19 protein-coding genes are annotated in these 25,157 nt (G+C 40.2%); all 19 read left to right on the top strand.

Annotated features, from left to right (window positions below):
• Positions 1–10: 10 nt before the first annotated feature.
• The 19 genes from IGL24_RS12400 (at position 11) to IGL24_RS12310 (ending at position 25,126) form a co-directional block, all read left to right on the top strand.
• Entirely contained in the window at positions 11–1,738 is a 1,728-nt protein-coding gene (locus tag IGL24_RS12400) for an ABC transporter ATP-binding protein (protein ID WP_206855234.1), read from the top strand.
• Positions 1,735–3,612, top strand: coding sequence for an ABC transporter ATP-binding protein (locus IGL24_RS12395; RefSeq protein WP_206855235.1), 1,878 nt, complete (start codon positions 1,735–1,737; stop codon positions 3,610–3,612). Before IGL24_RS12400 ends, IGL24_RS12395 begins: the two co-directional genes overlap by 4 nt.
• A 241-nt stretch (positions 3,613–3,853) precedes the next feature.
• The gene (locus IGL24_RS12390) at positions 3,854–4,708 is read left to right on the top strand and encodes a VOC family protein (RefSeq protein ID WP_207115149.1); all 855 of its coding nucleotides are present in this window, start codon (positions 3,854–3,856) and stop codon (positions 4,706–4,708) included.
• A 196-nt stretch (positions 4,709–4,904) separates the two neighbouring features.
• Positions 4,905–5,924: a serine hydrolase domain-containing protein gene (locus tag IGL24_RS12385; RefSeq protein WP_206855239.1), complete on the top strand. Its 1,020-nt coding sequence runs from the start codon at positions 4,905–4,907 to the stop codon at positions 5,922–5,924.
• Between the two features lie 44 nt (positions 5,925–5,968).
• Positions 5,969–6,925 carry a mannose-6-phosphate isomerase, class I gene (gene manA / locus IGL24_RS12380; protein WP_207115148.1) on the top strand — a complete coding sequence of 319 codons (957 nt, stop codon included), beginning with the start codon at positions 5,969–5,971 and terminating at the stop codon, positions 6,923–6,925.
• A gap of 226 nt (positions 6,926–7,151) precedes the next feature.
• Complete coding sequence (gene rbsK, locus IGL24_RS12375; protein ID WP_207115147.1) at positions 7,152–8,060, top strand: ribokinase; 909 nt, start codon at positions 7,152–7,154, stop codon at positions 8,058–8,060.
• A gap of 22 nt (positions 8,061–8,082) precedes the next feature.
• On the top strand, positions 8,083–8,478 hold the full coding sequence (gene rbsD / locus IGL24_RS12370; RefSeq protein WP_206855244.1) for a D-ribose pyranase: 396 nt from the start codon (positions 8,083–8,085) through the stop codon (positions 8,476–8,478).
• Between the two features lie 17 nt (positions 8,479–8,495).
• Positions 8,496–9,383 (top strand): ribose/proton symporter RbsU, encoded by an 888-nt coding sequence (gene rbsU, locus IGL24_RS12365; protein ID WP_206855246.1) that lies wholly within the window; start codon positions 8,496–8,498, stop codon positions 9,381–9,383.
• Positions 9,384–9,750: 367 nt separating this feature from the next.
• Positions 9,751–11,412, top strand: a complete 1,662-nt coding sequence (locus IGL24_RS12360) for a PTS transporter subunit EIIC (protein WP_207115153.1) — start codon at positions 9,751–9,753, stop codon at positions 11,410–11,412.
• A complete protein-coding gene (locus IGL24_RS12355; RefSeq protein ID WP_207115146.1) occupies positions 11,363–13,393 on the top strand; it encodes a BglG family transcription antiterminator in 2,031 nt (676 codons plus the stop codon). The genes IGL24_RS12360 and IGL24_RS12355 overlap by 50 nt, the downstream gene beginning before the upstream one ends.
• Before the next feature lie 13 nt (positions 13,394–13,406).
• Positions 13,407–13,850, top strand: coding sequence for a PTS sugar transporter subunit IIA (locus IGL24_RS12350; RefSeq protein ID WP_207115145.1), 444 nt, complete (start codon positions 13,407–13,409; stop codon positions 13,848–13,850).
• A 215-nt stretch (positions 13,851–14,065) separates the two neighbouring features.
• Entirely contained in the window at positions 14,066–17,176 is a 3,111-nt protein-coding gene (locus IGL24_RS12345) for a SpaA isopeptide-forming pilin-related protein (protein WP_207700000.1), read from the top strand.
• Positions 17,177–17,181: 5 nt separating this feature from the next.
• Positions 17,182–18,819 (top strand): immunoglobulin-like domain-containing protein, encoded by a 1,638-nt coding sequence (locus IGL24_RS12340; RefSeq protein ID WP_429968460.1) that lies wholly within the window; start codon positions 17,182–17,184, stop codon positions 18,817–18,819.
• A 10-nt stretch (positions 18,820–18,829) separates the two neighbouring features.
• On the top strand, positions 18,830–19,033 hold the full coding sequence (locus IGL24_RS12335) for a hypothetical protein (protein WP_206855256.1): 204 nt from the start codon (positions 18,830–18,832) through the stop codon (positions 19,031–19,033).
• Between the two features lie 14 nt (positions 19,034–19,047).
• The gene (locus IGL24_RS12330) at positions 19,048–19,881 is read left to right on the top strand and encodes a hypothetical protein (RefSeq protein ID WP_207115143.1); all 834 of its coding nucleotides are present in this window, start codon (positions 19,048–19,050) and stop codon (positions 19,879–19,881) included.
• A 20-nt stretch (positions 19,882–19,901) separates the two neighbouring features.
• Positions 19,902–20,285, top strand: coding sequence for a PrgI family protein (locus IGL24_RS12325; protein ID WP_207700002.1), 384 nt, complete (start codon positions 19,902–19,904; stop codon positions 20,283–20,285).
• A complete protein-coding gene (locus tag IGL24_RS12320; RefSeq protein WP_429966359.1) occupies positions 20,269–22,671 on the top strand; it encodes a VirB4-like conjugal transfer ATPase, CD1110 family in 2,403 nt (800 codons plus the stop codon). The genes IGL24_RS12325 and IGL24_RS12320 overlap by 17 nt, the downstream gene beginning before the upstream one ends.
• Entirely contained in the window at positions 22,668–24,593 is a 1,926-nt protein-coding gene (locus IGL24_RS12315) for a peptidoglycan amidohydrolase family protein (RefSeq protein ID WP_207700004.1), read from the top strand. The genes IGL24_RS12320 and IGL24_RS12315 overlap by 4 nt, the downstream gene beginning before the upstream one ends.
• Positions 24,590–25,126 carry a hypothetical protein gene (locus IGL24_RS12310; protein WP_207115139.1) on the top strand — a complete coding sequence of 179 codons (537 nt, stop codon included), beginning with the start codon at positions 24,590–24,592 and terminating at the stop codon, positions 25,124–25,126. Before IGL24_RS12315 ends, IGL24_RS12310 begins: the two co-directional genes overlap by 4 nt.
• The last annotated feature ends 31 nt before the right edge of the window (positions 25,127–25,157 follow it).

The raw sequence follows: 25,157 nt of genomic DNA, 5'->3' as shown, positions 1-25,157 counted from the left end.
AGGGGAACGAATGCTAAAAATTGTCAAACGAATTTCATTGACCTCAGCGATCGCTGCCACGGTCTTCATGGTTATTCAAGTGTTAGCAGATCTTTATTTGCCAACATTAACATCCAACATCATTGACAAAGGAGTAGCAAAAGGTGACGTAGACTACATTTGGCAGACGGGATTTGTCATGATCGGATTTTCTTTGATCAGTATTTTTGCCGCTATTGCTAATACCTTTTTTGCTACACGCGAATCACAAAAATTAGGGAAACAATTGCGAACAGAAGTCTATCAAAAAGCCGAAAATCTAACGAAAGACAAATTCGACAAGTACGGCACTGCTTCATTGATCACTCGTACGACCAACGACGTGACACAGATCCAACTTGTGATGCAAATGTTTTTACGCATGATGATCAATGCACCGATCACTCTTGTTGGAGCAAGTATCCTTGCTTATCAAAAAGATCATGAATTAACAAGAATATTCTTAGTCGTGATTCCTGTGATGGTTATTTTGATCGGCGGAATCATGTATTTTGCAGTTCCTCTATTCAAAAGTATGCAAAAGAAAACTGACCGTTTAAACCTTGTTTTTCGTGAAGGATTAACAGGTGTACGTGTGATCCGAGCCTTCGACAAAACGCGTTTTGAAGAAAATCGTTTTGATATGGCGAATAAGGATTATACAAATACGGCAATCAAAGTCAACACGATCGTCGCATTGATGATGCCGTTGATGACATTGATCATGAGTGGAACGAACGTAGCAATCACTTGGTTTGGTGGGCACTACATAGCAGATATGACATTAGAGGTCGGAAATCTGATTGCCTTCATGACCTATGCGATGCAGATCTTGATTAGTTTCATGATGCTGTCCGCCATCTTTATCATGGTTCCTCGTGCCCAAGCATCGGCTGATCGGATCAATGAAGTGTTGGAAGAAGATGCTGGTATCGTTGACCCAGAACAACCAAAAACAGTCGGTTTAGCGGGCAAAGATGCAACGTTGTCATTCAAGCAAGTCGATTACCGTTACCACGGTGCAGAAAAACTAGCATTGGAAAATATTGACTTTGACGCATCATCCGGAGATATCGTCGCTATCATTGGCGGAACAGGTTCAGGAAAAACGACATTAGTGAACTTGATCCCACGTTTATATGATATCGAATCTGGTGAGATCGCCATCAATGGAACGAGTATTTCTGACATGACGCAATACAACTTGCGTGAATTGATGGGCTTTGTCCCTCAAAAAGCTGTTCTGTTTTCCGGAACGATCCGTGAAAATATGCAATACGGAAAAGAGGATGCAACAGATGAGATGATCTGGAAAGCCTTAGAGATCGCTCAAGCAAAAGACTTTGTCTCTGAACTTGAAGATGGATTAGACAGTCACGTAGAACAAGGTGGCGGGAATTTCTCTGGTGGTCAAAGACAACGTTTAGCAATCGCTCGCGCCTTAGTAAAAGAAGCAGACATCTATGTGTTTGATGATTCATTCTCCGCATTAGACTTCAAAACAGATGCGAAACTTCGTCAAGCACTAAAAGAAAATATGAAAGAAAGTATCACTGTCTTAGTGGCTCAACGAGTAAGTACAGTCATGGATGCAGATACGATCTTAGTACTAGATGAAGGAAAACTTGTCGGAAAAGGCACGCACAAAGAGTTATTAGCGACAAATGAAACCTACAAAGAAATCGTCAACTCACAATTGAGAGAGGAGGATTTAGCATGAGTAAAACAAACAACCGACCTCCTCAAGGCCCAATGGGTGGTGGACCAGGACGAAACATTGGTGCTAAAGGAGAAAAAGCAAAAAACTTTTGGGGGACTGTTCGACGGTTATTTGGCTATATGTCTAAGCGTTCAGTAGCGATCATCGCTGTATTTGTCTTAGCGATTGCAGCTGTCGTCTTCCAGATCCAAACACCAAAAGTCTTAGGGAAAGCAACAACAGAAATCTTCAACGGCGTCATGCTTGGTGCAAGACAAATGCAAGAAGGGCAACAAGTCACGAAATTCCCGATCGATTTTGACAAGATTGCTCAAATCATTGCGACAGTTATTGTGATGTATTTGATTTCGGCAGTGTTCAACTTCTTACAACAGTTCATCATGACGCGCGTGTCTCAACGTACAGTCTATGAGTTACGCCATGATTTAGAGACAAAAATGAACCGTGTACCGATCTCTTACTATGATACACATACGAATGGTGATATCATGTCTCGAGCAATCAATGACATGGACAACATTGCCAGCACTTTACAACAAAACTTGACTCAATTTGTTACAAGTGCAGTCACACTGATCGGGGTCATCGTCATGATGCTATCCATCAGCTGGCAATTGACATTAGTGGCATTGTTGATGATTCCATTAAGTTTGATCATTGTCATGGTCATTGCACCGAAGTCACAAGTTTTCTTCGCAGATCAACAAAAGAGTTTAGGGTTGCTAAACAACCAAGTAGAGGAAACTTATGCAGGACATACGATCGTCCAAACGTTTAACCATACAGCAAAAGACCAAGCAGTCTTTGAAATTGAAAATCAAAACTTATATGCAGCTGGTTGGAAAGCGCAATTTATCTCAGCGATCATCATGCCACTGATGAACTTCGTTAAAAATCTAGGTTACGTCTTTGTGGCTGTTCTTGGTGGGATCAAAGTAGCAAATGGGAATATGGCATTAGGGGATGTACAAGCATTCCTACAATATACGACACAATTTTCTCAACCAATCACACAATTGGCAAGCTTGATGAATACGATCCAATCAACAGTCGCTTCTGCCGAACGTGTCTTTGAAGTCTTAGACGAAGAAGAAATGACGAATGAAAAATCTGGTCTTCCAGTCGAAGAAAACACACCGTACAAAGTTCGTTTTGAAAATGTACAGTTTGGTTATACACCAGACCATTTATTGATGAAGGATTTCAATCTGGATGTGAAGCCGGGAGAAATGGTTGCAATCGTTGGTCCGACTGGTGCTGGTAAAACGACCTTGATCAATTTATTGGAACGTTTTTATGATGTTTCAGGCGGAAGTATCCGTTATGACGGTGTCGATACGAGAGACGTTTCTCGTGATGTTTTACGTGCCCAATTTTCAATGGTCCTTCAAGACACATGGCTGTTTACTGGAACGATTTATGATAATATCAAGTATGGGAACGATGATGCGACAGATGAACAAGTGATCGAAGCCGCTAAAGCTGCCCATGTTGATGAATTTGTTCGTAAATTGCCTGATGGTTATGATACGATATTAAACGAAGATGCAAGTAATATCTCACAAGGGCAACGTCAATTGATCACGATTGCTCGAGCTTTCTTAGCAAATCCAGATGTCTTGATCCTAGATGAAGCAACATCAAGTGTTGATACACGTACGGAGATCTTGATCCAAAAAGCGATGAACCGCTTATTGAAAAACCGTACCAGCTTTGTAGTAGCTCATCGCCTATCAACGATTCGTGATGCGGATAATATCATCGTGATGAATCAAGGCTCGATCGTTGAAACAGGCAATCATGATACGCTCATGGAAAAAGATGGGTTTTATGCAGATCTATACAACAGTCAGTTTACAGAAGAAGCTTCATAATAAGATATAATAGGTTATAATAATCCTTATAGGGTTATCAAAGCGGCGTTTGAAAGATAAAAAGTTTTATCGAAAAGACGCCGCTTTTTTTACATAAAGAAGATTTTTTGTCTGCCGAATCGGATAATTAGATGAAAAATAAGACAATCTGAGAATTAATTCAACAAAAACTAAGATATTGCTTGAAAGAAAAGAGAAGCATCGTTAAAATAAAGCTTAACGTAGAGGGGAGCAAGAAATTATGAAAGTTTTTGATTTGGGGTCTACTACTTATTTGAAAAGTATTGCAATACGTGTAAAAGACCGTGATAAAATGATCGAATTTTATAAAGACACGATCGGTTTTGATTTAAAGAGGGAAGAAAATGAATTAGCGATTTTCGGTACGGTAGAAAATGACAGCGAGCTGTTATTATTAGAGGAAAGTCCACGAGCAAATGATCACTTTGGGGAAGTCAAAAAGCTCAATCGTTTTTCTTTGATCATTCCAACGTTAGAGGAGATGGCAGATGTGCTTTACCGCATTCGTCAAACGAATCAAACGATCGAAGAAGCATTGGAAAGTGACGGACGCATCGGTATCTTATTAAAGGATCCTGAAGGTAACTTTTTAGAGATCTATCATGAGGCACCAGAAGCTTTACAGCAACAAGTGGTGGAACAATTAGATCAAGAAGCACTATTGCGACAATCAAATGAGCGCTTCACGAAATTATCCGCTGGTACTTATTTCCAAAAAGTCCACCTAAACGTCTTAGATATGGAAAAGGAACAAGAGTTTCTATCAGAACTTTTAGGTTTGACCGTCCATAAAGAGGAAGAAAAAGAATTTATCTTGAATAAAGGTGATTTTCATGTAGGACTGACTCAATCTGACAGCCCAGTGATCGCCTTACCGACGGATGAGGTCCTAGGATTAGACTTTTTGAAATTTGTCATTGATCCAGAAAGTATGCAACGTTTGATTGAACATTTGAACAAAGAAACGATTGATTTTTACATCGACAAAAAACAAAAAGTTTTGACTTTGTATGATGCTGTCGGCATCGAATGGTGGTTCGTAGACGAAACAAAAGCAACCAATATCATCCAATGAACAGTTGCTAGGCTTTGTCGATTGCTCGACCGTTGGAAAAAGCAGGAAAAGTTCAGCTGAGGCTGAGGATTTCCTGCTTTTTTTATTCCAGAAGTTAAATAGCGGATCAAACATGAAAAACAATTGATTCTGATCGAAGAAAGAATTATGCTTGGATAGAAAAATAAGTACATCCAGAGACAAACAAGGAGAAACTATGTACCCTAAAACAAAAGAAGCGATACTAAAAAAAATGAATGAGGGATATTACCCAGGAATCGTTGCCGCTTTTATCAAAGGAGAAGAGGTTGAAAAGGTGATCGCAGGTGATGCACGAATCATTCCGACAACTAAACCGATGACAGAAGACTTACTCTTTGATGCGGCTTCACTGACAAAAGTGATAGCAACGACAAGTCTTGTCTTGCGATTGCTCGAAGATGGAAAAATCGAATTAGATGAACCGTTGCATACGTATTTGCCAACTTTTGAGAATCAAACGATCACGATTCGTCATTTGTTGACGCATACCTCAGACATCCAAACATTTATTCCGGATCGAGATCGTCTTTCACAATCCGAGTTGATTGCAGCTTACTTAAAACTTCAACCTGGCGATCAATTAGGGATAGACGTCCGTTATACGGATGCAGGCACGATTTTATTAGGCTTGATGTTAGAGGAGATTTTTCAAGAAGATGCAGTCGTGCTTTTTGAAGAACAAGTATTGGCACCATTAGGCATGATGAACAGCTTGTTCTTACCCCGTCCTTCAGAAAAGATCGTTCCGACTGAACAACTCCCTTCTGGTGAGGTGATCCATGGCTTGACACATGATCCAAAAGCGCGAGTATTGGCAGAACATGCGGGAAATGCAGGTCTATTTATTGATCTGGCGGATTGTCAGAAATTCGTCCAAATGTATCTCCGTTATGGCAAACTTGATGCAGGCCATTTTTTAGAGGAAACAACGATCCGTTCGTTATTAGCGGATCATACCCCGACTGGAAAAGGTGGTCGTTCACTAGGATGGGATCTAAAACAAGATAAAAAAGATGGACATCCACTATTGTTCCATACAGGGTATACAGGAACCTTTTTCCTGATCGATCCGATCGACCAAGAAGCGTTCATCTTTTTATCGAATCGCTTGCATCCAAACGATCATCGTGAAGCATATCTTCAATGTCGCGATGAAATCATTGAAATTTATTTAGAAGAGAAAGCGTTACACTGAAAATAATGCTATAATAGCATTGAAAATCGAGAGGAGTTTGACGTATGCAAGAACCATTATTTTTAAAACCTGTTTTTCAAGAAAAAATCTGGGGAGGCAGTCGATTACGTAGTGTTTTTGGCTTTGATATCCCAAACGATAAAATTGGAGAGGATTGGGCGATCAGCGCACATCCTCATGGCGTCAGTGTCGTTGAAAATGGCCCATTCAAAGGTTGGAAATTAGATGATCTATGGAAAGAACATAAAGAATTGTTCGGTCAACCAACGGAACCTGTTTTTCCTTTATTGATCAAGATCCTAGATGCAGAAGATGATCTATCTGTCCAAGTACATCCTGATGACGCTTATGGTATGAAGCATGAAGGCGAGTTAGGAAAAACAGAATGCTGGTACATCATTGATGCGGAACCAGGAGCAGAAATCATTTATGGTCACCATGCAAAAACTCGAGAAGAGCTAGCTGAAATGATCAAAGACGGTCGCTGGGATGATCTGTTGAAAAAAGTTCCTGTCAAAAAAGGTGATTTTTTCTATGTTCCAAGTGGAACGATCCATGCCATCGGTAAAGGGATCATGATCTTAGAAACACAACAAAGCTCAGATACGACTTATCGTGTATACGATTATGATCGTAAAGATGACCAAGGGAACACACGAGAATTACACATCCAACAATCAATCGATGTGACAACCGTGCCAGCACAAGCCCCTGAATTGCAGATCAAAGAGATCCGTCAAGGAAACTCTTCGATCGTGACTTATTTGGAAACAGAATTTTTCAATGTTTACGAATGGGACATCAAAGGAATCACATCCTTCAAAAAACAAGCGCCTTATACATTGATGACAGTGATCGATGGGGCAGGCGAATTGGTCGTAGACAATCAAACATATCCGTTAGAAAAAGGAACAAGTGCGATTTTACCAAGCGATATCACAGAGTGGAAAGTTCAAGGCGAATTGTCGATCATCGCTTCTGAACCAGGAGAAAAAGAATAGGAAAAAAGTTGTGACAGAAGTGTTCAGCTCCGAGAACCCCGAAAATCGATTTTCAAATTTTCGGGGTCCTCGTTTTTTTTATCAATAAACCAAAGACAGTGAATGAAATTTCATTGGAAAAATATCACTTCTTGAAATCACTTACAAAGTATGTTATATTCTTGTCGTAGAGTTAAAACGTTTTAATAAAACGTTTTAAAGATTTTTCCAAAAGGAGAGGGAAACGATGAATACTGTTACAGTTATCGGAAGTATCAATTTAGATCGGACGATTCGTGTGACCTACATGCCAAAACCGGGTGAAACGATCCACACGAAAGAAACTTTTTCAGCTGGCGGAGGTAAAGGAGCGAATCAGGCTGTTGCTGCCAGACGTTCTGATGCAAAAACTTACTTTATTGGTGGCGTTGGAAGAGACGAAGCAGGAAAAACGATGACAGAATTGCTTGAACAAGAAGAAATCGATATAAGTGGTGTAGCGACATTAGACAATCAAGCGACTGGTCAAGCCTATATCATTGTTGATGATCAAGGCGAAAATAGCATCATGATCCATGCTGGTGCAAACAACGCGTTTACCGTAGCACAAGTTCAAGAAAATAAAGAAATCATCCAAAAAAGCGATTTTATTATTGCACAGTTTGAAAGCGCTATAGAACCAACGGTCGAAGCATTTCGGATTGCCCGGGCTAATGGAGTGAAAACGATTTTGAATCCCGCACCTGCTCTAGAAAACGTTCCTGACGAGTTATTAGCAGTGACAGACATGATCATTCCAAATGAAACAGAAACGGAAATCTTAACAGGTATTACCATTACCGATGAAAAGAGTTTGAAAGAGGCGGCACAAGTCTTTCATGGATTAGGAATTGAAGCCGTGATCATTACGATCGGCAGCAAAGGCGCCTACTACGATATTGCTGATGGTGCAAGTGGGATCGTGCCAGCTTTTAAAGTCCATGCGGTGGATACAACGGCTGCCGGTGATACATTTATCGGAGCGATGAGTAGTGTATTAACGAAAGATTTCAGTAACTTAGAAGAAGCTATCCGCTATGGAAATCAAGCCTCTTCTTTAACGGTTCAACGTTTTGGCGCACAACCTTCGATTCCGTATAAACATGAATTAATTTGATTGACGAAAGGATGAAACAACAATGAAGAAAACAAAAGTAATCAATTCAGATATCTCACGAGTGATTGCTCAAATGGGACATTTTGATAAATTAAGCATTGGGGATGCAGGGATGCCTGTACCGATGACGACTGAAAAAATCGATCTGGCAGTCACACAAGGTGTTCCTAGCTTTATGGAAGTTTTACGCAATGTATTATCAGAATTAGCTGTACAGCGCATTTATTTAGCAGAAGAAATCAAAAAAGAGAATCCTGCTATTCTTTCAGAAATCCAAAAAGAAATGCCGGATACACCGATTACTTTTATCCCACATAGTGAAATGAAAGCAGAGTTAAACAATTGTCACGCGTTTATTCGCACAGGTGAAATGACGCCGTATGCGAATATTTTATTAGAAAGTGGCGTCGTATTCTAAAAAAGGAGATGTAACGAATGAATGCAACAGCATTATTGATCGGTTTAGGGCCATTATTAGGGTGGGGGCTTTATCCAACGATTGCTTCGAAAATCGGCGGCCGTCCTGTAAACCAAATTCTAGGATCAACGATAGGAACTTTGATATTTGCACTTATTTTTGCCATGATCAATGGGATGGCATTGCCATCTGGAATGGATCTAGTGTTTTCTATTCTTTCAGGTGTTGGTTGGGCAACTGCTCAAATCATTACCTTCCAATCCTTCACATTGATTGGTTCGTCTCGCGCGATGCCGATCACGACAGCTTTTCAACTACTAGGAGCTTCCTTATGGGGCGTGTTTGCATTAGGAAATTGGCCCGGAACAACAGCTAAAGTGCTTGGTGGCTTAGCATTGGTGTTGATAATTTTAGGCGCATGGATGACTGTTTGGACCGAGAAAAAAACCAAGGAAAACAGCAGTTTATTGAAGAAAGCTGTTTTATTATTAGCAGTCGGCGAAATTGGTTATTGGGCATATTCAGCCGCACCTCAAGCAACATCGATCGATGGAATGCACGCTTTCTTGCCACAAGCAATCGGTATGGTTTTGGTAGCAGTCATCTATACGGCCGTATTAAGTATGAAAGGACACGAAAAATCAGCTTTCACTGAAATTGTTTCTTACAAACAAATTTTTTCTGGCTTCTTTTTCGCTTTTGCCGCTTTGACTTATTTGATCTCAGCACAACCTAATATGAATGGTTTAGCTACTGGCTTTATCTTGTCTCAAACTTCGGTCGTTCTAGCAACATTGACCGGTATCTGGTTCTTAGGACAAAAGAAAACGAAAAAAGAAATGACCGTCACGATCATTGGTTTGGTCCTTATTTTAGTAGCAGCCACAATGACTGTTCTTATTTAAGAAAAAATCAGTGTCATCAAGTAGTGATTATTTTCTAGAATCGAATAAAAGCTTTATTACAATTTAGACAAATACCTCGATAAACGGTGATCAAAAATATACATCTTCGCTAATCACTGCTTATCACCACCTCACCATAGATCCTATTTCAAAGATTGGGCAGTAACAGATGTTACTTGCCCAATTTTTTTTGTGGAAAAAAGATAACAGAAACTGTTAGAATAGAGCTATCTGAAAAAAGCAAAAGCGCAGTCTGCTGAACAAGAAAGGGCAGTTGGTCAACGTGGGGGAGAATTTGAATGCGCTTCCTGCTCATTATGGCTCGAAATTGAAAGGATTTCGCCAGTTATTACATTATTTTAAACAAATGATCATGCCAAATCTTAGTATTTTTATTGCTTGGGGTTTGTTATCGATTCTGACAACGATCACATCAGGGGATTTAAAACAGACACTGGTTCATGTTACTGACTGGTTGATCTATCTGTTACTGCCCATTTTGATCAGTTATTCTGGGGCAAAGCTTTTTGATCAAAAAGCGGCGGTAGCAGGCGGTGTTGCGGTTATTGGGATGGTCGTCGTTTCTGATCTGCCACAAATATTTGGCGCGATGATCATCGGTCTGATTACGGGAGCCATTTTTTATCGGGTGGATCGCTGGTTGGTCCCCAAAGTCAAACCTGGCTATGAGATGTTAGTGAATAACTTGATGATTGGACTAATTGGCGGTGTTGTTTGTCTTTTAGGCATACTAGTGATCCAACCACTTGTGGAAGGAAGCTTATCCTATGTTGGTCGCTTTGTTCATTGGCTTATTGCGCAACATTTATTGCCTGTCGTCAGTTTAGTACTAGAACCGTTAAAAATCTTCTTTTTGAATAATGTCATCAATCATGGGATCTTGACACCTTTAGGGATGGAAATGGCGCAACAGGAAGGACATTCGATTCTATTTTTGATGGAAGCCAATCCTGGTCCTGGAATAGGGATTTTAAGTGCATTTTTATTTGCTGCTGATCGAGAAAAAAGTCTCAAAGCAGGCGGTGCATTGATGATCCAAGCCATTGGAGGAATCCACGAGATTTATTTTCCTTTTGTCTTGATGCAACCCGCTCTTTTTTTTGCAGTCATGGTCGGTGGGGCAACAGGAACGTTTGTGTTCCAACTATTTGACAGTGGTTTGAATGCACCCGTTTCCCCAGGATCATTGGTGATTATTTTAGCAAATACGTCACCTTCACAATTCGCAGGTGTCATTTTGGGGATTGTTCTTAGTGCGCTTGCTACATTTATATGTGCCCTACTATTCATGAAAAAAAGAAAACCTGGGGAGTCAGTCATTCCGGAAAGGAGCCAACCGATGAATCAAGAGCCAATCAATCAAATCATCTTTGCTTGTGATGCTGGGATGGGTTCTAGCGCAATGGGCGCAGCTATTTTGAAGAAAAAGCTGATGGCACAAGGGATAAACATGCCTATTGATTATCGATCGATTTACGATTTAAGGAATCATGAAAAACAATTGGTGATCGTCCAAAAAGCACTTCTCCCCACAGCAAAAGAAAAAGCGAAAGAGAGCCAGCTCATTGCTGTTGAGCATTTTTTAGAAGTTGAATCGTATCTACCATTGATCAAACAACAACTCCATCAAACGATCGCTGAAGAACAGATCAAAGAGAAACGAGAAATCAAAAAACAAGAGGGAATCACAGTTGTTTTTCTGTATCAAGAAAAGCGGCGAGGCTCACAAACGATGGGGATGACGATTTTAATGGATCTAGCAAAAGAATATCAAATCGATCTAACCGTGAAAAAAACAGCTGTTGAAGATTTGGTACCTGAGGAAGAAGCCATCTATCTTGCGAGTGAAAGCTTGGCAAAAGCGTATCAGCTTGAACAATTCGTGGATCATTTGTTGATCATTGATCATTTTGTCAGTACTAAATCGTATCTATCATTAGTAAAGGAAGTGGATAAGGATGTATTTGTCACCAAGAGAAAAACAACTATTGACAGAACTCATCAATAGTCCGACGCCCGTTTCCATCCAAAAAATGGTCAATGTTTTACGTGTCAGCAAACGTACCGTGTATCGTGAATTGGAGCAGCTAGAGCAATCTTTACACGAAGCAGATGCTTCATTGAAAAAAATAGCGCGTGGCTCATTTGCGATTGAAGCAACACCAGAAACAATGGCACAACTGCGTCAACTAGTAAATGAAACAGAGTTGGAATTATCGACAACTGAAAGACAACATGCGATTTTATTGGAAATATTACTCACCAAGGAACCTTTATCTTTAGGTTATTTTTTAGAAAAGTATTTGATTAGTAACACGACTTTTTATGCTGATATCAAGCAACTGGAAACAAGTATGCAACAACTTCCATTAACGATCACGCGCAACCGTGGCTATGAAATCACTGGACCGGAAAAATATCGAAGATTATTGATTGCAAATATCTTAGAGTTGGAAATCAATGCGTATGAAGTGTTTCATTTGCTGCAATTTGAGCAGACAACCAATTTCTTTTTTCAATTCATCACGACAGAGAGTTTACTCCTTGCGCGTCAAGTAGTACGTGAAGAATTGGTTCAGCAAAAGAAAGAGCTAAGTGACCGTAAATTGGAACATTTAGTTTTGATCCTCAGTATCACGATCGATCGTGTCAAACAAAATCAAGTATTAACGAATGAAACCTACACAGGGCTAGTAAATAAAGAGTTATTACGTATTGCAAAAGCTTTATTTTCCAAAATTGCAAAGGAGACCCAACAACTCTATCCAGTAAATGAAATCGTCTTTTTTGCTAGTATGTTAAATGATTTCTCCAATTCGTTTGATCAGAATTTCTTTGAAGAAACCTTTGATACGCAACTCGCTTATCTTGTGAAGCAATTGATCCAAGTCGTGAGTGAAGCAACGAATAATCCATTTTATCAAGATGAAACACTATACAAAATGTTGTTGACGCATTTATCAGGCGTATTTTCTCGAGCAGTCCTTCAAGAAGAGCAGTTGACTAACCCAATCTTAGAAAAAATCATGGTCCAGTATCAAGACATTGCACAAGCAATCCGTCAAGGAATCGAACGGATCTTCCAAGAAAAGAAACTATCTGAAGAAGAAATTGCTTATATGGTTCTTCACTTTGCCAACTCATTGGAAAAAACGCCAAAGGACAGTACGATCAAAATCGCAGGTTTTTCCCCTAGTGGCTTAGCTTCGACAAGCATGCTTGAATTAAAACTAAAAAGATATTTCCCATTTATTCAACACATCCATTTTTATCGAATCGCTGATTTAAAGAAAATCAATTTAGAAGAAGAATATGACCTGGTCATTTCTACTTCGATTTTAAGTGGCTATGACGGGAAATATCTGTTGGTTTCACCATTGCTTCTTGAAGAAGAAATCAAGCAATTAAAAGCAGAATTTGCACGTTTGACCGAACACCGAACGGCAAACGTCCGGTTAGGCGATCAGCCTACGGTTATCGAAGATACGTATGAAGAGACGGTATCGATGATGAGTAAAATCAATCGATTACTCCAGCATTTCTTCATTCAAGAGCTAGACAATCCAGCAACAGTCGAAGCGACTTTAAACAGTATTTTTGACTATTTACCTACAGGATTGGTGCAAGATAAGGACAAAGTTTTTCATCGTTTAATAAAAAGATATCAACAAGCGCCAATTGGATTACCTCATACCAACATGGGACTGTTCCATACGTCTAGTTCTGAGATCACGGCACCATTATTTTGTATCTTTCAATTGAAACAGGTATTAGAAATTGAAGGAATGGATAAAACAAAAGTCGATTTATCAAGAATGCTTGTGATGTTAGCACCGTCCCCGATTGACGAAGCCACAGGGAAATTACTTGGAAAAATCAGCGGTGCATTGATCATGAACGATTTGAATACAGAGATTTTTCGTTCAGGTAATGAAGCAATCATTTATCAGTTATTATCTAAAATTTTGATCGACGAAATTAAAAAATAAAGGGGGGATAGAGATGCTTGAAATTCCAACGGAACACATTTGGCTGAACCAACAGTTTAGTAGTTGGGAAGACGCGCTCCAGACGATTGGCGAGCAGTTACTGGAAAAAGGAGTCATCCAAAAGGAATATATCGATGCGATGATTGCCCGTCAAGAAGCAACAAGTGTCTATATCGGCAATTTTGTGGCACTCCCTCATGGAAAAGTACAAGATGAACAGATTGTTAAAGAAGGTATTTTTTTGTTCCAAGTGCCTGATGGCGTTGATTTCGGGATAAATGGTGAAAAAAAGATCGCAACGATTTTGTTTGCTGTGATCATGAGAGAAAACCAACAATTAACAAGTTTACAAGAACTTGCATTCTTTTGTTCCGATGTCGATCAAGTAATGGCATTGAGTGATGCACAAACAGTAGAGGAAATCCAACAGATTTTAAAACAAGCTGAGGAATTTTGACGTAAAATACGCGACGACCAATCATTTGATTGGTCATTTTTTTTCGATTTTTTTGGGAGAATCTCGCCAAAATCGTAATTATATAGTGAAGGAGGTGCTCCGAAACGAGGTGAGATTTCTTACTTGATTTCAATAAGCAACAGCTGGGTGATTGAATCAACTTTCTCACTTTACAAGATCAAGCGACCACTTTATCAAATGAAAGGAGTTAAAAAATGAGGAGATACTCTAACTTGCTATTCTTGATTTTACCACTCATCATTTTATTTTCTATGATGACTCAAGTAAAAGGCATACCAGTCTCAGCAGAAACGTTGACTGGTGTCCCCGCCTATCAACCAATCACTGCATCTTTCCCCAACTATATGACACGCACGAGCTTACAACCAACCGCACAAGAAGACACTTGGGAAAACTTCAAGAAAGACCACCAACTGATCCAAGGACCGAACGGAAAATTGATCACCATAAGCTCTACGAATTATATCGAAGAGGCGATTCATAAACGCTCGCCAAGATTGCTTGACCCATTTGCCAATGAAAGTGTCGTTGTTGATCCAGCGATCCATATCCCTAATATTGATATCCAGCTATCAAACGGTGGCAGAGAATACGGGTGGTATGGAAAACGAGTGAATGGTGAGATTGCTCTATGTTTGGAGCAGGGTGTGGCTCTCAATATCGGTGAAAATAATGGCTACACTTCAAGTATCCAGAATACAGAATTATTAAAGAAAATCTCTTTGATCAAGTACTATGGCGTCATTGCGACAACTTACACGATGGAAAAAGAGTTGATGACTCAACTACTTGCTTGGGAGCAACAAGGGATCACACCTATCAATATCTCCGGCGTTTTGACCATGAGTGATTATCAAACATTCAAACGAACAGTGATGGAACAAGTGGAACGGTTCTATACCCAACCTAGTTTTCATGGACATATTATGAATATAAAAGTCGGCGAAAGCCAAACATTCACCGATACGTCTGGAGCATTTTCAAATTATGCTTCATCTCCCGTGCAATCAGTCAATGGAGTCACCATTGAAAAGCAAGGGAATCAAGTAACCGTTACTGCGACTAAAGAGGCATCAGAAGCAAGCGAGATCGCATTTGATTATCATATCCCTAGTAGTTATCAAGGCGCGATCGTCGTGTACCAACACCCTTATACACAAAATATGGTGGTAGGCAGAGTGCCACAGCTCACAAGAACTTCCTTTCAGCTTCGCGTACAAAAATATGGCCATGCAGCTATCCGAAAAGTCGATCAACAAACGAAACAACCATTAGCTGGAGCTGTTTTTCGTTTCACGACTTCAGAAGGACAGCAAAAAGAATTGACGACAGATGTCGAGGGAATTGCTATTTGGCATGATTTGTTGGTCGATACGATCGTTACGATCCAAGAAATCAAAGCGCCAGACGGCTATGTTTTAAATCCAGCCCCCCAGACAGTCACTGTAAAAGTGAATGAATTGACCAGTGTCACGTTAGACAATCAGGAACAGACCGCCAATTTGATTGTTATTAAAGAAGACGAAGAAACCGGTGATCTGCCTCAAGGAGGTGCTCAGTTGATTGGAGCAGTTTATAAATTAACGGATGAAGATGGTCGAACCGTGGCTGAATTGACGATGGAAGAGATGGATGGGCAGGCATCAGCTGAGCTCAAAGGATTGAAACTAGGAACCTATCATTTACAAGAAATCATTCCACCAAAAGGCTATAACTTAGATCCGACGATCTACCCGATCCATTTGACTTATGCAGGACAAAATGAAACAGTAGCTATCCATCGAAAAACAGTCACAGACCGTGTCATCAAAGGTCATATTGAAGGGTATAAATTTGGATCAAAACCACTTATTCCTACTTCTATCTTCGAGGCATTACAAGCATTGACAACTAGTCAAACGAACCAGAAACCACCACTTGAAGGCATTGAGCTGACAGCCTCCGCACATGCGACAGGAAAAGAATATGTCCAAATCACTGAAAAAAATGGCTACTTCAAATTTACAGATTTACCCTATGATACGTATACGATTGCCGAAACAAAAGGAACAGATGGCTATTTGATCATCGAACCTTTTGAAGTGACGATCAGTGAGGAAGGTTATACCCATTTCTTTTTGTTAGAAGATGAAATCATCGAATCACGCGTACATCTCATCAAGATTGATCAAGAAACAGGTGAACAAATCCCATATGCAGGTGCACAGTTCAAGATTTTTGATACTTGGGCAAATGAGGGTCAAGGAGCATTTGTATTCATGACCCGTCCGAATGATACAGAAAAAACTGAGATTTTTGAAACCAATCAAAAAGGAGAACTAGTCACAACCGAGAGTCTACCCTGGGGCGTCGATCGCTATGAGCTTCATGAGATCAAAGCACCAGCAGGTTATCTGCCAATAGAAGAACCATTGATTTTCAGTGTAACGGCAGAGCACCATCACGCGTTGATTCGTATAGAAGTTCCGAATCGTTTAGCAAGGCAATCGATTGCGTTGATCAAGCGGGATCGGTTGAATGAATCTCCTTTGGCGCATGTACCATTTGGTTTATATCAGTTAGGAAAAGCAGAAAATGGCGAGCAAACACTTCAATTCATTGAGGAATATTTAACGGATGAAGAAGGCCGAATCGACGTAATAGATTTGCCTTATGGAGAGTATCAATTGATCGAAGGAAAGCCCTTAGAAGGGTACTTACCATTAGAAGAACCGGTTGATTTTTCAGTGACTGTTGAGAAAGATGGGGAGTTGATCGTATTAGAAGCTTATAACGAACGAGAAAAATTAGCCTTAACGAGTTTGTTCACCTCCATTGATGGAACCAAGGAACTTGATCCGACAAAAGACAATCGCTTGAAAGATGTGGTTTGGGTCGAAGGACCAGCCATCGAAATCGGTCATGTATATACCGTAGTGACGCAGTATCGCAAAGTGGACACAGAAGAACTCATCGCCGAAGCAATCTCAACGTATACATCAAAGAGTAAAGAAGATCAGTTTGAAGTGTTTTTTGAACTGAAAGCCAATACGCTAAAAGACAAGGACCAATTGATTGCCACGCATATTTTATACTATGAGCCTGAGCAAGAAAACGAAGTTGCCAGAGAAGATGACTTAACCAATAAGGAACAAACGGTTCACTTCAAAACACCAAAAGAAGAGAAAAAAGAAGAGACTAAAAAGCAGGAAAACACTCGAGAACTACCGAAAACAAACAGCAGGAGCTCTTCGTTTCTTGTAGGGATAGGTACCCTATTTCTAGGAATAGGTGGCGTTGTATTCTATAAACAAAAAAAGGAGTGAAATGAATGGCTAGGAAAAACACACATATGAGGTTCGGATTATTCCTATTGAGTTGTTCAATTGTATTGCTGATCAGCGGCTGCAAACCAAGAGAAACAGAAGTCCCGCAAACGGCTGACTCCACAGTAAGCAGAAAGAATCAAGAAATCAGAGTGAAGAAATCAGAATCAAGCGATCTAAAAAAAGAGGATCACACTGCTCATTTGTTTGAGTTTGCTGCTCAATTGAGAAGGCCAATGAATCAACCCTCTGAAGCCGCGATCAGAGATGAAACAAAGCGGCTAAGAATCGCGTATCTTGAAGCAACAACAGTACCTCAGATCGTCGAAAGCACAGTTGTAAGAAGTAACCAAACGCATCAGCCAAGAGAATTCGAGCAAACAATGACTCCTAATATACCTGTTACTCCAGAGGCATTAGATCAGTGGCAAGGGCCTATCGTTCATGTCAATGCCCCCTTGCACATTTTACCTAGAGGAACAGCGATTGATCCATTTGCTTATTTTACTTTCGTTCAAGGGAGCGATCCCAATCCGCAGATCCATTATACCCCCATCGATCCGAACCAAACGGGTTATCAAACCATGCAGATTTCAGCAATTGATTCAAAAGGAAACGTGAGTGTTGCGACTGTAACTTTTCTTTTTAATCACTCGCCAATCATTCAACAGGAAAAGAAAAGTCAACACGTAGCGATCGGTTCGAGTATTGATTTATTGGCAGGGGTTTTTGCTTACGATGAAGAAGATGGTGAATTGACCGCAGAAATCCAAGTAGAAACGACACTCCAAACAGAAAAAGAAGGAAGTTATGAAGTCATTTATTCTGTAACAGATCAATTTGGTGCAAGTACCAGTTTGACAACCAATGTGACGATCACGAATGAAGCACCAATGATCGTTGGCCCCAATCAGCTCGTCTTTCCTGTCAATCAGTCATTCTCTTTATTGGATTATTTCTCAGCAAGTGATCAAGAAGATGGCGCGATCAATCTTACTTCGGAAAATATCTTGGCATCTGATTTTGATCCCCAGGTGCCGGGAAACTACTCTGTAAGAATCGGGAATGTGGTGGATCGTTATGGCAAGCGAGCAATTGAACGCACCGTCCATATTCATTTGACGAACGAAGCGCCCACAGTCACAAATACGCATATGACGCTCCCTGTTTTTAGTGAATGGAATAAAGAAAGCTATTTGGCAACACTGATTCTGGGAGATCGTGAAGATTCGGTAGATCAACTACAAGTGATGATCGATGTGCCACTTTGGCAGAAAGTCGACACTTCACGATCAGGTATCTATCGTTTTCCTCTTCAGGTCCAAGATACACATGGAAAAATCACTCGAACTTTTGGGAGCGTCCACGTAGTCAATGAGCCTCCTGTATTTTCTGGAATTGAGGATAAGAGAATCGTTGTAGGTGAAGAGAAACTGGATTTACTAGCAGGTATCTCCGTGACCGATCGTGAAGAGAACTTGAGCATAGCAGATGTTGAAGTCATAGAAGAAATCGCTTGGGACATACCTGGAAGCTATCCTGTTTATTTGTCGATCAAAGATTCGTTTACAGAAACGCGAGTGTCTTTTCATGTCATCGTGTTAGAGAAGAATTCAGAAATATCAGAGATACCAAGCGAATAAGGAGAAACGAATGGAATATTTCAATCAAGCAATGTCACTATTTTCCAATGGAATCATTACCGCAGGCAGTTTACTGACTGTCTGGGGCATCATCCAATTAGGCGTTGCAATCAAGGAACACAATGGTCCAGGTATGCAACATGCCATTTTTCAAATCGTTGGTGGAGCAGTGGTTTTAGCTGCCGGTGCGTGGATCACGAATATTTCGATGTGAAAGGACAGAAGTGAATGGACGGTGCGATAGAATTTCTACTACAAACAATGGCAGAACAATTAAGTTTATCGACGAATCATAAAAACAGTCTGTTGCAAAACCTAGAACATTATTTGCCGGAAATCTATCGTTACAGCGTGACGATCATGGAAAGTGTCGTCAAACCTATCGCGTATTCACTGTTAGGTTTCCTACTATTGATCGAATTCCAGCAACTCACGCATCGCTTATACGGGAAACAGTCAGAATTTGGTGGTCTGGATCTATTCTTACCATTGTTTATCAAAATCGGCTTGACCGTATTGCTTTTACGGCATTTGATGGTTTTTCTCAATGCCATTATGGATGTGGGTATCTTTGTTAGCCAAGGCATCAATCAATTGGAAATCCCAGGTGTTACGGATCAAACAATGGATATTGTCGGTGTGATGGAGCAAATTGCTCAGTTAGGTTTTTTCGAGAAAATGACGTTGTTGATGATCTTACTCGTTCCATTAGTCCTATCGATCATTGTCAGCGTCCTTGCGCAAGTGCTGATCTTTTTACGCTTTTTGGAAATGTATCTTTATTTGAGTATTTCACCTTTACCGATCGTTGCTTTAGTAAACACAGAAATCGGACATGTCGGAAAGAATTTTTTAAAGCTTTTTGGCGCGGCATCTTTACAAGGAGTCTTGCTATTTATCGTGTTGAATATCTATCCGCTTCTAGTGAGTACTGTTTTTTCATTTGATGAGAAGCAAGGAATGATTGCCGTGATCAGCGCAATCGTTGGCAATTGCCTGGCACTATCTATGTGTTTGTTCTATACATTGAAATGGTCTAAAGCGATCATCGTTGCAGCATGAGTGAAGAAAGGCGTGGAAATATGGCAGTAGAAGTAGTAATTAGAAAAGAAATCAAAGAATACCAAGAAAAAATCTTTTTTGGTTTCTCACTAAGGCAGATCATCGTGATCGCTTTAACACTAGTAGTGATTTTGCCGATCGGTCTGCTCAATCATTTTGTTTGGGGATATTCTATCGATGATCTGGGCTTTATATTGATGTTTTTTACCAGTCCGATTCTATCTGTTGGTTGGATCAAAAAAAATCAGTTACCTTTGGAAAAATATCTCTTTATTCGTTGGCGTCATTTTATCGCAACAAAGCACTATCCTTATCAAAATGCTCGTTTGGAGGAAGAACATGAGGGGATTTCAACGAGGAAAAACAATAAAACAGAGAAACATCGAAGTGAACAAGGGAACTAAGAAATCTTCATTAGCCAAATTATTACACAAGCAAAAGAAAAAAAGAGGAAAAAAAGAGCGGAAATCAGCACCTCCCAAACATGCACAGGGGAAGATCCGTTATGAAAAAATGTATGAAAGTGGGATTTGTGAACTTCCTTCTGGCTACTACTCCAAAAGTATCCAGTTTTCTGATGTCAATTATCAAATTGCACCGAAAGAAGAACAACAAGCTATTTTTCAAAGGTATTGTACCTTGCTAGATAGCTGTGATGAGCGAACGCACCTAACGATCACCTTGCGAAAGAAGCGCATCGAACAAAAGGACCTGGAAAAGCAATTGTTTTATGAAGAAACAGGGGAAAGACAGGATATCTATCGACAGGAATTGAATGAAATGCTTCGGCAAACAATGACAGAAGGCGGCAGGAACTTTAGTAAACAGAATATAGTAACATTCACCACACAAGCCACTGATTATGCTCAAGCCAAACGTTCGCTTGAGCGCATCGAACAACAACTCAGCAATAGCCTGTCAGAAATCGAGTCGAGTAGTCAACTTCTTTCTGGAAAAGAACGGTTGCAGCTTCTCCATGAATTGATCAAGCCCAATGAATTATTCCAATTCAATTATATAGATTTGGTTTATAGCCGTTTATCCACAAAAGCAGTTGTGACGCCATCAAGTTTTAACTTTAAAGCAAAAGACTATTTCGAACTCGGTTCAAATTACGCCCAAGTACTTTATTTGAAAGAGTATCCCACTAAGCTGTCTGATAAGCTGATTTTAGAATTGATGGATATTGGTGAAGAGCTATGTTTATCGATCCACATTGATCCAGTGGATTCCGAAAAAGCGAATCAACTGATCCAAATAAAAAAAGCGTACATGGAAGGAGATAAAACGGCTGCGGAAAGAAGAGCAACACAAAAAGGGTATGATCCTTATTCGAGCATTCCCTATGAATTGACCAATAGTATCAAGGAAGCTGAAGCTTTATTAGATGACTTAGTCAAAACAGGACAGAAATTATATTTTGTCACCTTCTTAGTTTATTTTCGCGCTCAGTCAAAAGAACAACTTGCTGATATTGCGGAACAAGTACAACATATCGGACGTAAAAATCGTTGCACTTTCAATGCGTTGGACTATCTACAAGATGAAGGGTTCAATTCAGTTTTACCTTTAGGCAAGAATTGGATCGAGCAGCAACGAACGCTGACGACAGAAAGTACAGCAATCTTTATCCCTTTTTCCGCACAAGATCTCGACCATAGCGATGGGAAATACTATGGGCAAAATCAAACAACCAAGAATAGTGTCAGAATCAATCGTAAATTGCTAAACACGCCGAGTGGCATGATTTTAGGTAGTTCTGGTTCAGGGAAAGGTGTAGCCAAAAAATATGAAGTAATCACGACGTTACTTAAAAATCCAGAAGATGAGGTCATTTCGATTGATCCGGAAGACGAAGATACGGTCATCGGTAATGATTTTGATGCTCAAATCATCAATATCGCCCCAAATACAGATACATTCATCAACTTATTAGATAGTTCAGAAGACTTAAAGGGAGAGGCTGATCCGATCAAATTGAAAGCTGATTTTTTGTTGACTGCTTGTGAAGCATTGATTGGTGGCCCCACTGGGTTAAATTCAGCACAACGTTCAATCATCGATCGAGTCACTCGCTTGACGTATTTCAATTTCCAACCAACCTTAGAAAAGACAGCGCCGACACTCGCGGAAGATTGGTTTCCACTTTTAAAAGAACAACCAGAAGCAGAAGCGCAAACACTAGCGTTAGATCTAGAGTTGTACATCGAAGGTTCACTGTCGATTTTCTCTCAAACAACTAACGTTTCTTTGAATAAACGTTTTGTGATCTACAATACGAAACAACTAGGAAGCCAATTGAAAACATTTGGGATGATGGTTGTTTTGGAACAAGTATGGAATCGAGTTGTTCGTAATCGTGACCGAGGCATCACTACTTGGATCTATATCGATGAAATGCAGCTACTGCTAAATGATCCTTACTGTGAAAATTATTTTTTTGAACTCTGGAGTCGAATCCGAAAATGGGGAGCGATCGCTACCGGGATTACTCAAAATGTTGAAACATTATTATTGTCAGATAAAGCCCGCCGGATGTTAAGTAATACGGAATTTATCATCATGCTCAAACAAGCAAAAAGTGACCTAGATGAGCTGTCTACTTTATTCAGTCTTTCTTATCAGCAACAAAAACAATTGATCAATCCAATTAAAGGAGCCGGACTGATACGTGCGGGGAATGCGATCGTTCCTTTCTCAAATACTGTGGACGCAACAACAAAACTTTATGAATTGATCACCACCGACCCTGTTGAACGCCATAAATTGCGACAGGAAGTATCGCCATGACTCAATCTAAGATAACGACAGAAGCGGACAAGAGAGAAAGAAATCAACGAAGGAATATCAGTCATTTTCTGCGTAGAAAAATTGGCGATCCTATAAGAGGGATGAGTGGTTCCCATCAAAAAAAAGCTGACTTTTCTTTGGTGGAAAATAAAAGCCTACGCATCAATAAAGTCACTCCGTATATATTTATTGGTGCAAGTAGCCTAATATTTTTTCTTTTCTTCAGCATGATCGGGTTTGTTTCGTCTGCCACCGTCAAAACTAATGAGTTTGAATTGACACATGTCTGGAAATACTTAACCGAATTAGACGCTGAATTGACATTGGAATTAAAAACAACAGAGAAACCGATTTTAGTGAATGATCGAGTGGTAACTTCAAATGAAGTTGTGATAAGAACTGATATAGATGAGGTGTTAGTATATTTAGATTTGGCTTATGGGGATTACCGATTGGACACACCAGATGGACTCAAAGAAACGATCAAAGAGCTACATCAACAGTTGTGGCAAATAGATAGCAAGGAGGAACAAGTGAAAGTAATGTCACGACCATTGTCTCAAGTGATCACTTGGACGCCAGAGTGGCAAGAAAGACGGCAGTTGTTAGCGGAAATTGGTCTTTATGCCAGTTTGACTGAATTGAGTAATCCATTGAAAGAGGAAGATTCAGTGCGTATAACACAACGTTTTGGGTATTACGCAACGGATCGGGAAAAGCGACTATTTGAGGGAATAGTTATCCAGACAGAACCAAACGAGATCTTAGTCGCTGCCATTGGAGGAGATATTACAAGAGATCAAGAGAATGTAACAATCACAACAAATCACCAGAAAATTACTTATCACGATGTCGTCATTACAGCAAGTGAGGGACAAACTGTTTCGAAAGGTGAAGAGATCGGTCGCGTGAAACAAGATGAATTGCACTTGTCTTATCATAAAAAAGGTGACACAGTCAATCCTGCGTTTTATTTCCCCAACGTAATCGATAACGATCAGGGGCTGTTCGATTCAAGTGGCATAGGGACTACCTTCAATGAACAGAAATTTCGAGAAGTGATTTTGCTTCATTGTCATGCATTTAGCGATCAGGCAGAGACGATCATCCAAGCAGCTAAAGACAATGAGATTTCACCAATCGTTTTAGCTGCGATCATGATCCACGAAACTGCTTGGGGGACGAGTGAAGGGATTCGTGAAAAGAACAATCCAGGGGGCTTGATGCGAGAAAATGAGTTGCTTTCCTATCACACACTTGAGGAAGGGATCGCGGCCACTGCCCGAACGCTGAATCAATTGATCGTCGTTCAAAGACTGCTGACAGTAGAGCAACTTGGAAGTGTCTACTGTCCTGTAGGTGCAAGCAATGATCCACTTGGCTTAAACCAATATTGGGTACCAACGATCAAAGAATTATTTGTCCAACTAGGCGGCAGTAAAGATATGAGCTTACTCTGGCAAGCAGATCACACGCTTCGTCAACAGGTGTTGGCGCAAGCAAGAACATTGTATCGTAAAAATGTTCAATACTCGCAAGGATTTGAACGCGGAACCTTTCCTTATCATGATTGCTCCTCTTTTGTTTTCTGGGCGATGAGAGGCGTAGGTCTGCCTGTTCAACTTGGGAGCACTGAGACATTATATTCTTTAGAAGGAACGCTCCTAATGCCAATCAGTCGTGAAGATGTAAGAGCGGGTGATTTGTTTGTTTGGGGAAAGAAAGGACACTCTTTAGGCAGTTATGGTCATACAGGCATATTTTTGGATGAAGGAGGCAAAACGATCCTTCATTGTACTCCTGCTACTTCTCGCGGCTATGGTCAAGAAGGAGATATCGTCATCACACCATTTGAAGGATATGCGGGTGACTTCCAATTGGCTCCTGTTTATTTCTATCGATTGATGGGAGAAATCAAATGAACCTAACATCCAGTTTTCGTTCTCTTGTTCTTGTTATTTTACTGATAGGGGGGATTACTTTTAGCATTGGCTGGTCTGTCGGTTCTCGTTCACAAGAAAAAAGGCAAGAATCTGAACAGAAAGCCGGCCAACTTTCAGAAGCACAAGTGAAAGAATTTTTGCAAGCATATTATACGTTTGAAACAGTCGGTGAGAATTACACCACATACGTTGATTTTCTATCGAATAACATGCAGGAAAAGGCAAAAGCAGAACAGCTTAAAAAAGCGCATATCCCGCAACGTTTTGGATTTAGTCGATGGCTGACGAGCGAGCATTATTTCAAAAAAACAAATGATGAAGTGATCGAAGTTCTGTGTCTGGTTGATTTTACGACCTCTTTATTGAATGAAGAAGGGGATGTTGTAAAAAAAGAGATCCGCCATCGTGTGGGCGTAAAACTAACGTATCTTTATGAGACTGACGATCATCGCTTTTTATTAGATGATCTTGAGCAGTTGGTTTTGTTTCAAGATGACGTGACAGTTGGATGATGGACACGATGTACGATGGAAGAAACAAAAT

Origin of the sequence: Enterococcus sp. DIV2371, assembly GCF_050498525.1 — a bacterium.
Lineage (GTDB): Bacteria > Bacillota > Bacilli > Lactobacillales > Enterococcaceae > Enterococcus_B > Enterococcus_B mangumiae.
The sequence above is the reverse complement of the archived record's forward strand: the minus strand, read 5'-3'. Positions and strand labels throughout refer to the sequence as shown.

Coding starts and splice junctions, on each gene's coding strand:
- IGL24_RS12385 (WP_206855239.1), top strand. CDS start 4,905: ATGTACCCTAAAACAAAAGAAGCGATACTAAAAAAAATGAATGAGGGA.
- IGL24_RS12395 (WP_206855235.1), top strand. CDS start 1,735: ATGAGTAAAACAAACAACCGACCTCCTCAAGGCCCAATGGGTGGTGGA.
- rbsD (WP_206855244.1), top strand. CDS start 8,083: ATGAAGAAAACAAAAGTAATCAATTCAGATATCTCACGAGTGATTGCT.
- IGL24_RS12310 (WP_207115139.1), top strand. CDS start 24,590: ATGAACCTAACATCCAGTTTTCGTTCTCTTGTTCTTGTTATTTTACTG.
- manA (WP_207115148.1), top strand. CDS start 5,969: ATGCAAGAACCATTATTTTTAAAACCTGTTTTTCAAGAAAAAATCTGG.
- rbsK (WP_207115147.1), top strand. CDS start 7,152: ATGAATACTGTTACAGTTATCGGAAGTATCAATTTAGATCGGACGATT.
- IGL24_RS12345 (WP_207700000.1), top strand. CDS start 14,066: ATGAGGAGATACTCTAACTTGCTATTCTTGATTTTACCACTCATCATT.
- rbsU (WP_206855246.1), top strand. CDS start 8,496: ATGAATGCAACAGCATTATTGATCGGTTTAGGGCCATTATTAGGGTGG.
- IGL24_RS12390 (WP_207115149.1), top strand. CDS start 3,854: ATGAAAGTTTTTGATTTGGGGTCTACTACTTATTTGAAAAGTATTGCA.
- IGL24_RS12350 (WP_207115145.1), top strand. CDS start 13,407: ATGCTTGAAATTCCAACGGAACACATTTGGCTGAACCAACAGTTTAGT.
- IGL24_RS12400 (WP_206855234.1), top strand. CDS start 11: ATGCTAAAAATTGTCAAACGAATTTCATTGACCTCAGCGATCGCTGCC.
- IGL24_RS12360 (WP_207115153.1), top strand. CDS start 9,751: ATGATCATGCCAAATCTTAGTATTTTTATTGCTTGGGGTTTGTTATCG.
- IGL24_RS12330 (WP_207115143.1), top strand. CDS start 19,048: ATGGACGGTGCGATAGAATTTCTACTACAAACAATGGCAGAACAATTA.
- IGL24_RS12355 (WP_207115146.1), top strand. CDS start 11,363: ATGTATTTGTCACCAAGAGAAAAACAACTATTGACAGAACTCATCAAT.
- IGL24_RS12315 (WP_207700004.1), top strand. CDS start 22,668: ATGACTCAATCTAAGATAACGACAGAAGCGGACAAGAGAGAAAGAAAT.
- IGL24_RS12335 (WP_206855256.1), top strand. CDS start 18,830: ATGGAATATTTCAATCAAGCAATGTCACTATTTTCCAATGGAATCATT.
- IGL24_RS12325 (WP_207700002.1), top strand. CDS start 19,902: ATGGCAGTAGAAGTAGTAATTAGAAAAGAAATCAAAGAATACCAAGAA.
- IGL24_RS12340 (WP_429968460.1), top strand. CDS start 17,182: ATGGCTAGGAAAAACACACATATGAGGTTCGGATTATTCCTATTGAGT.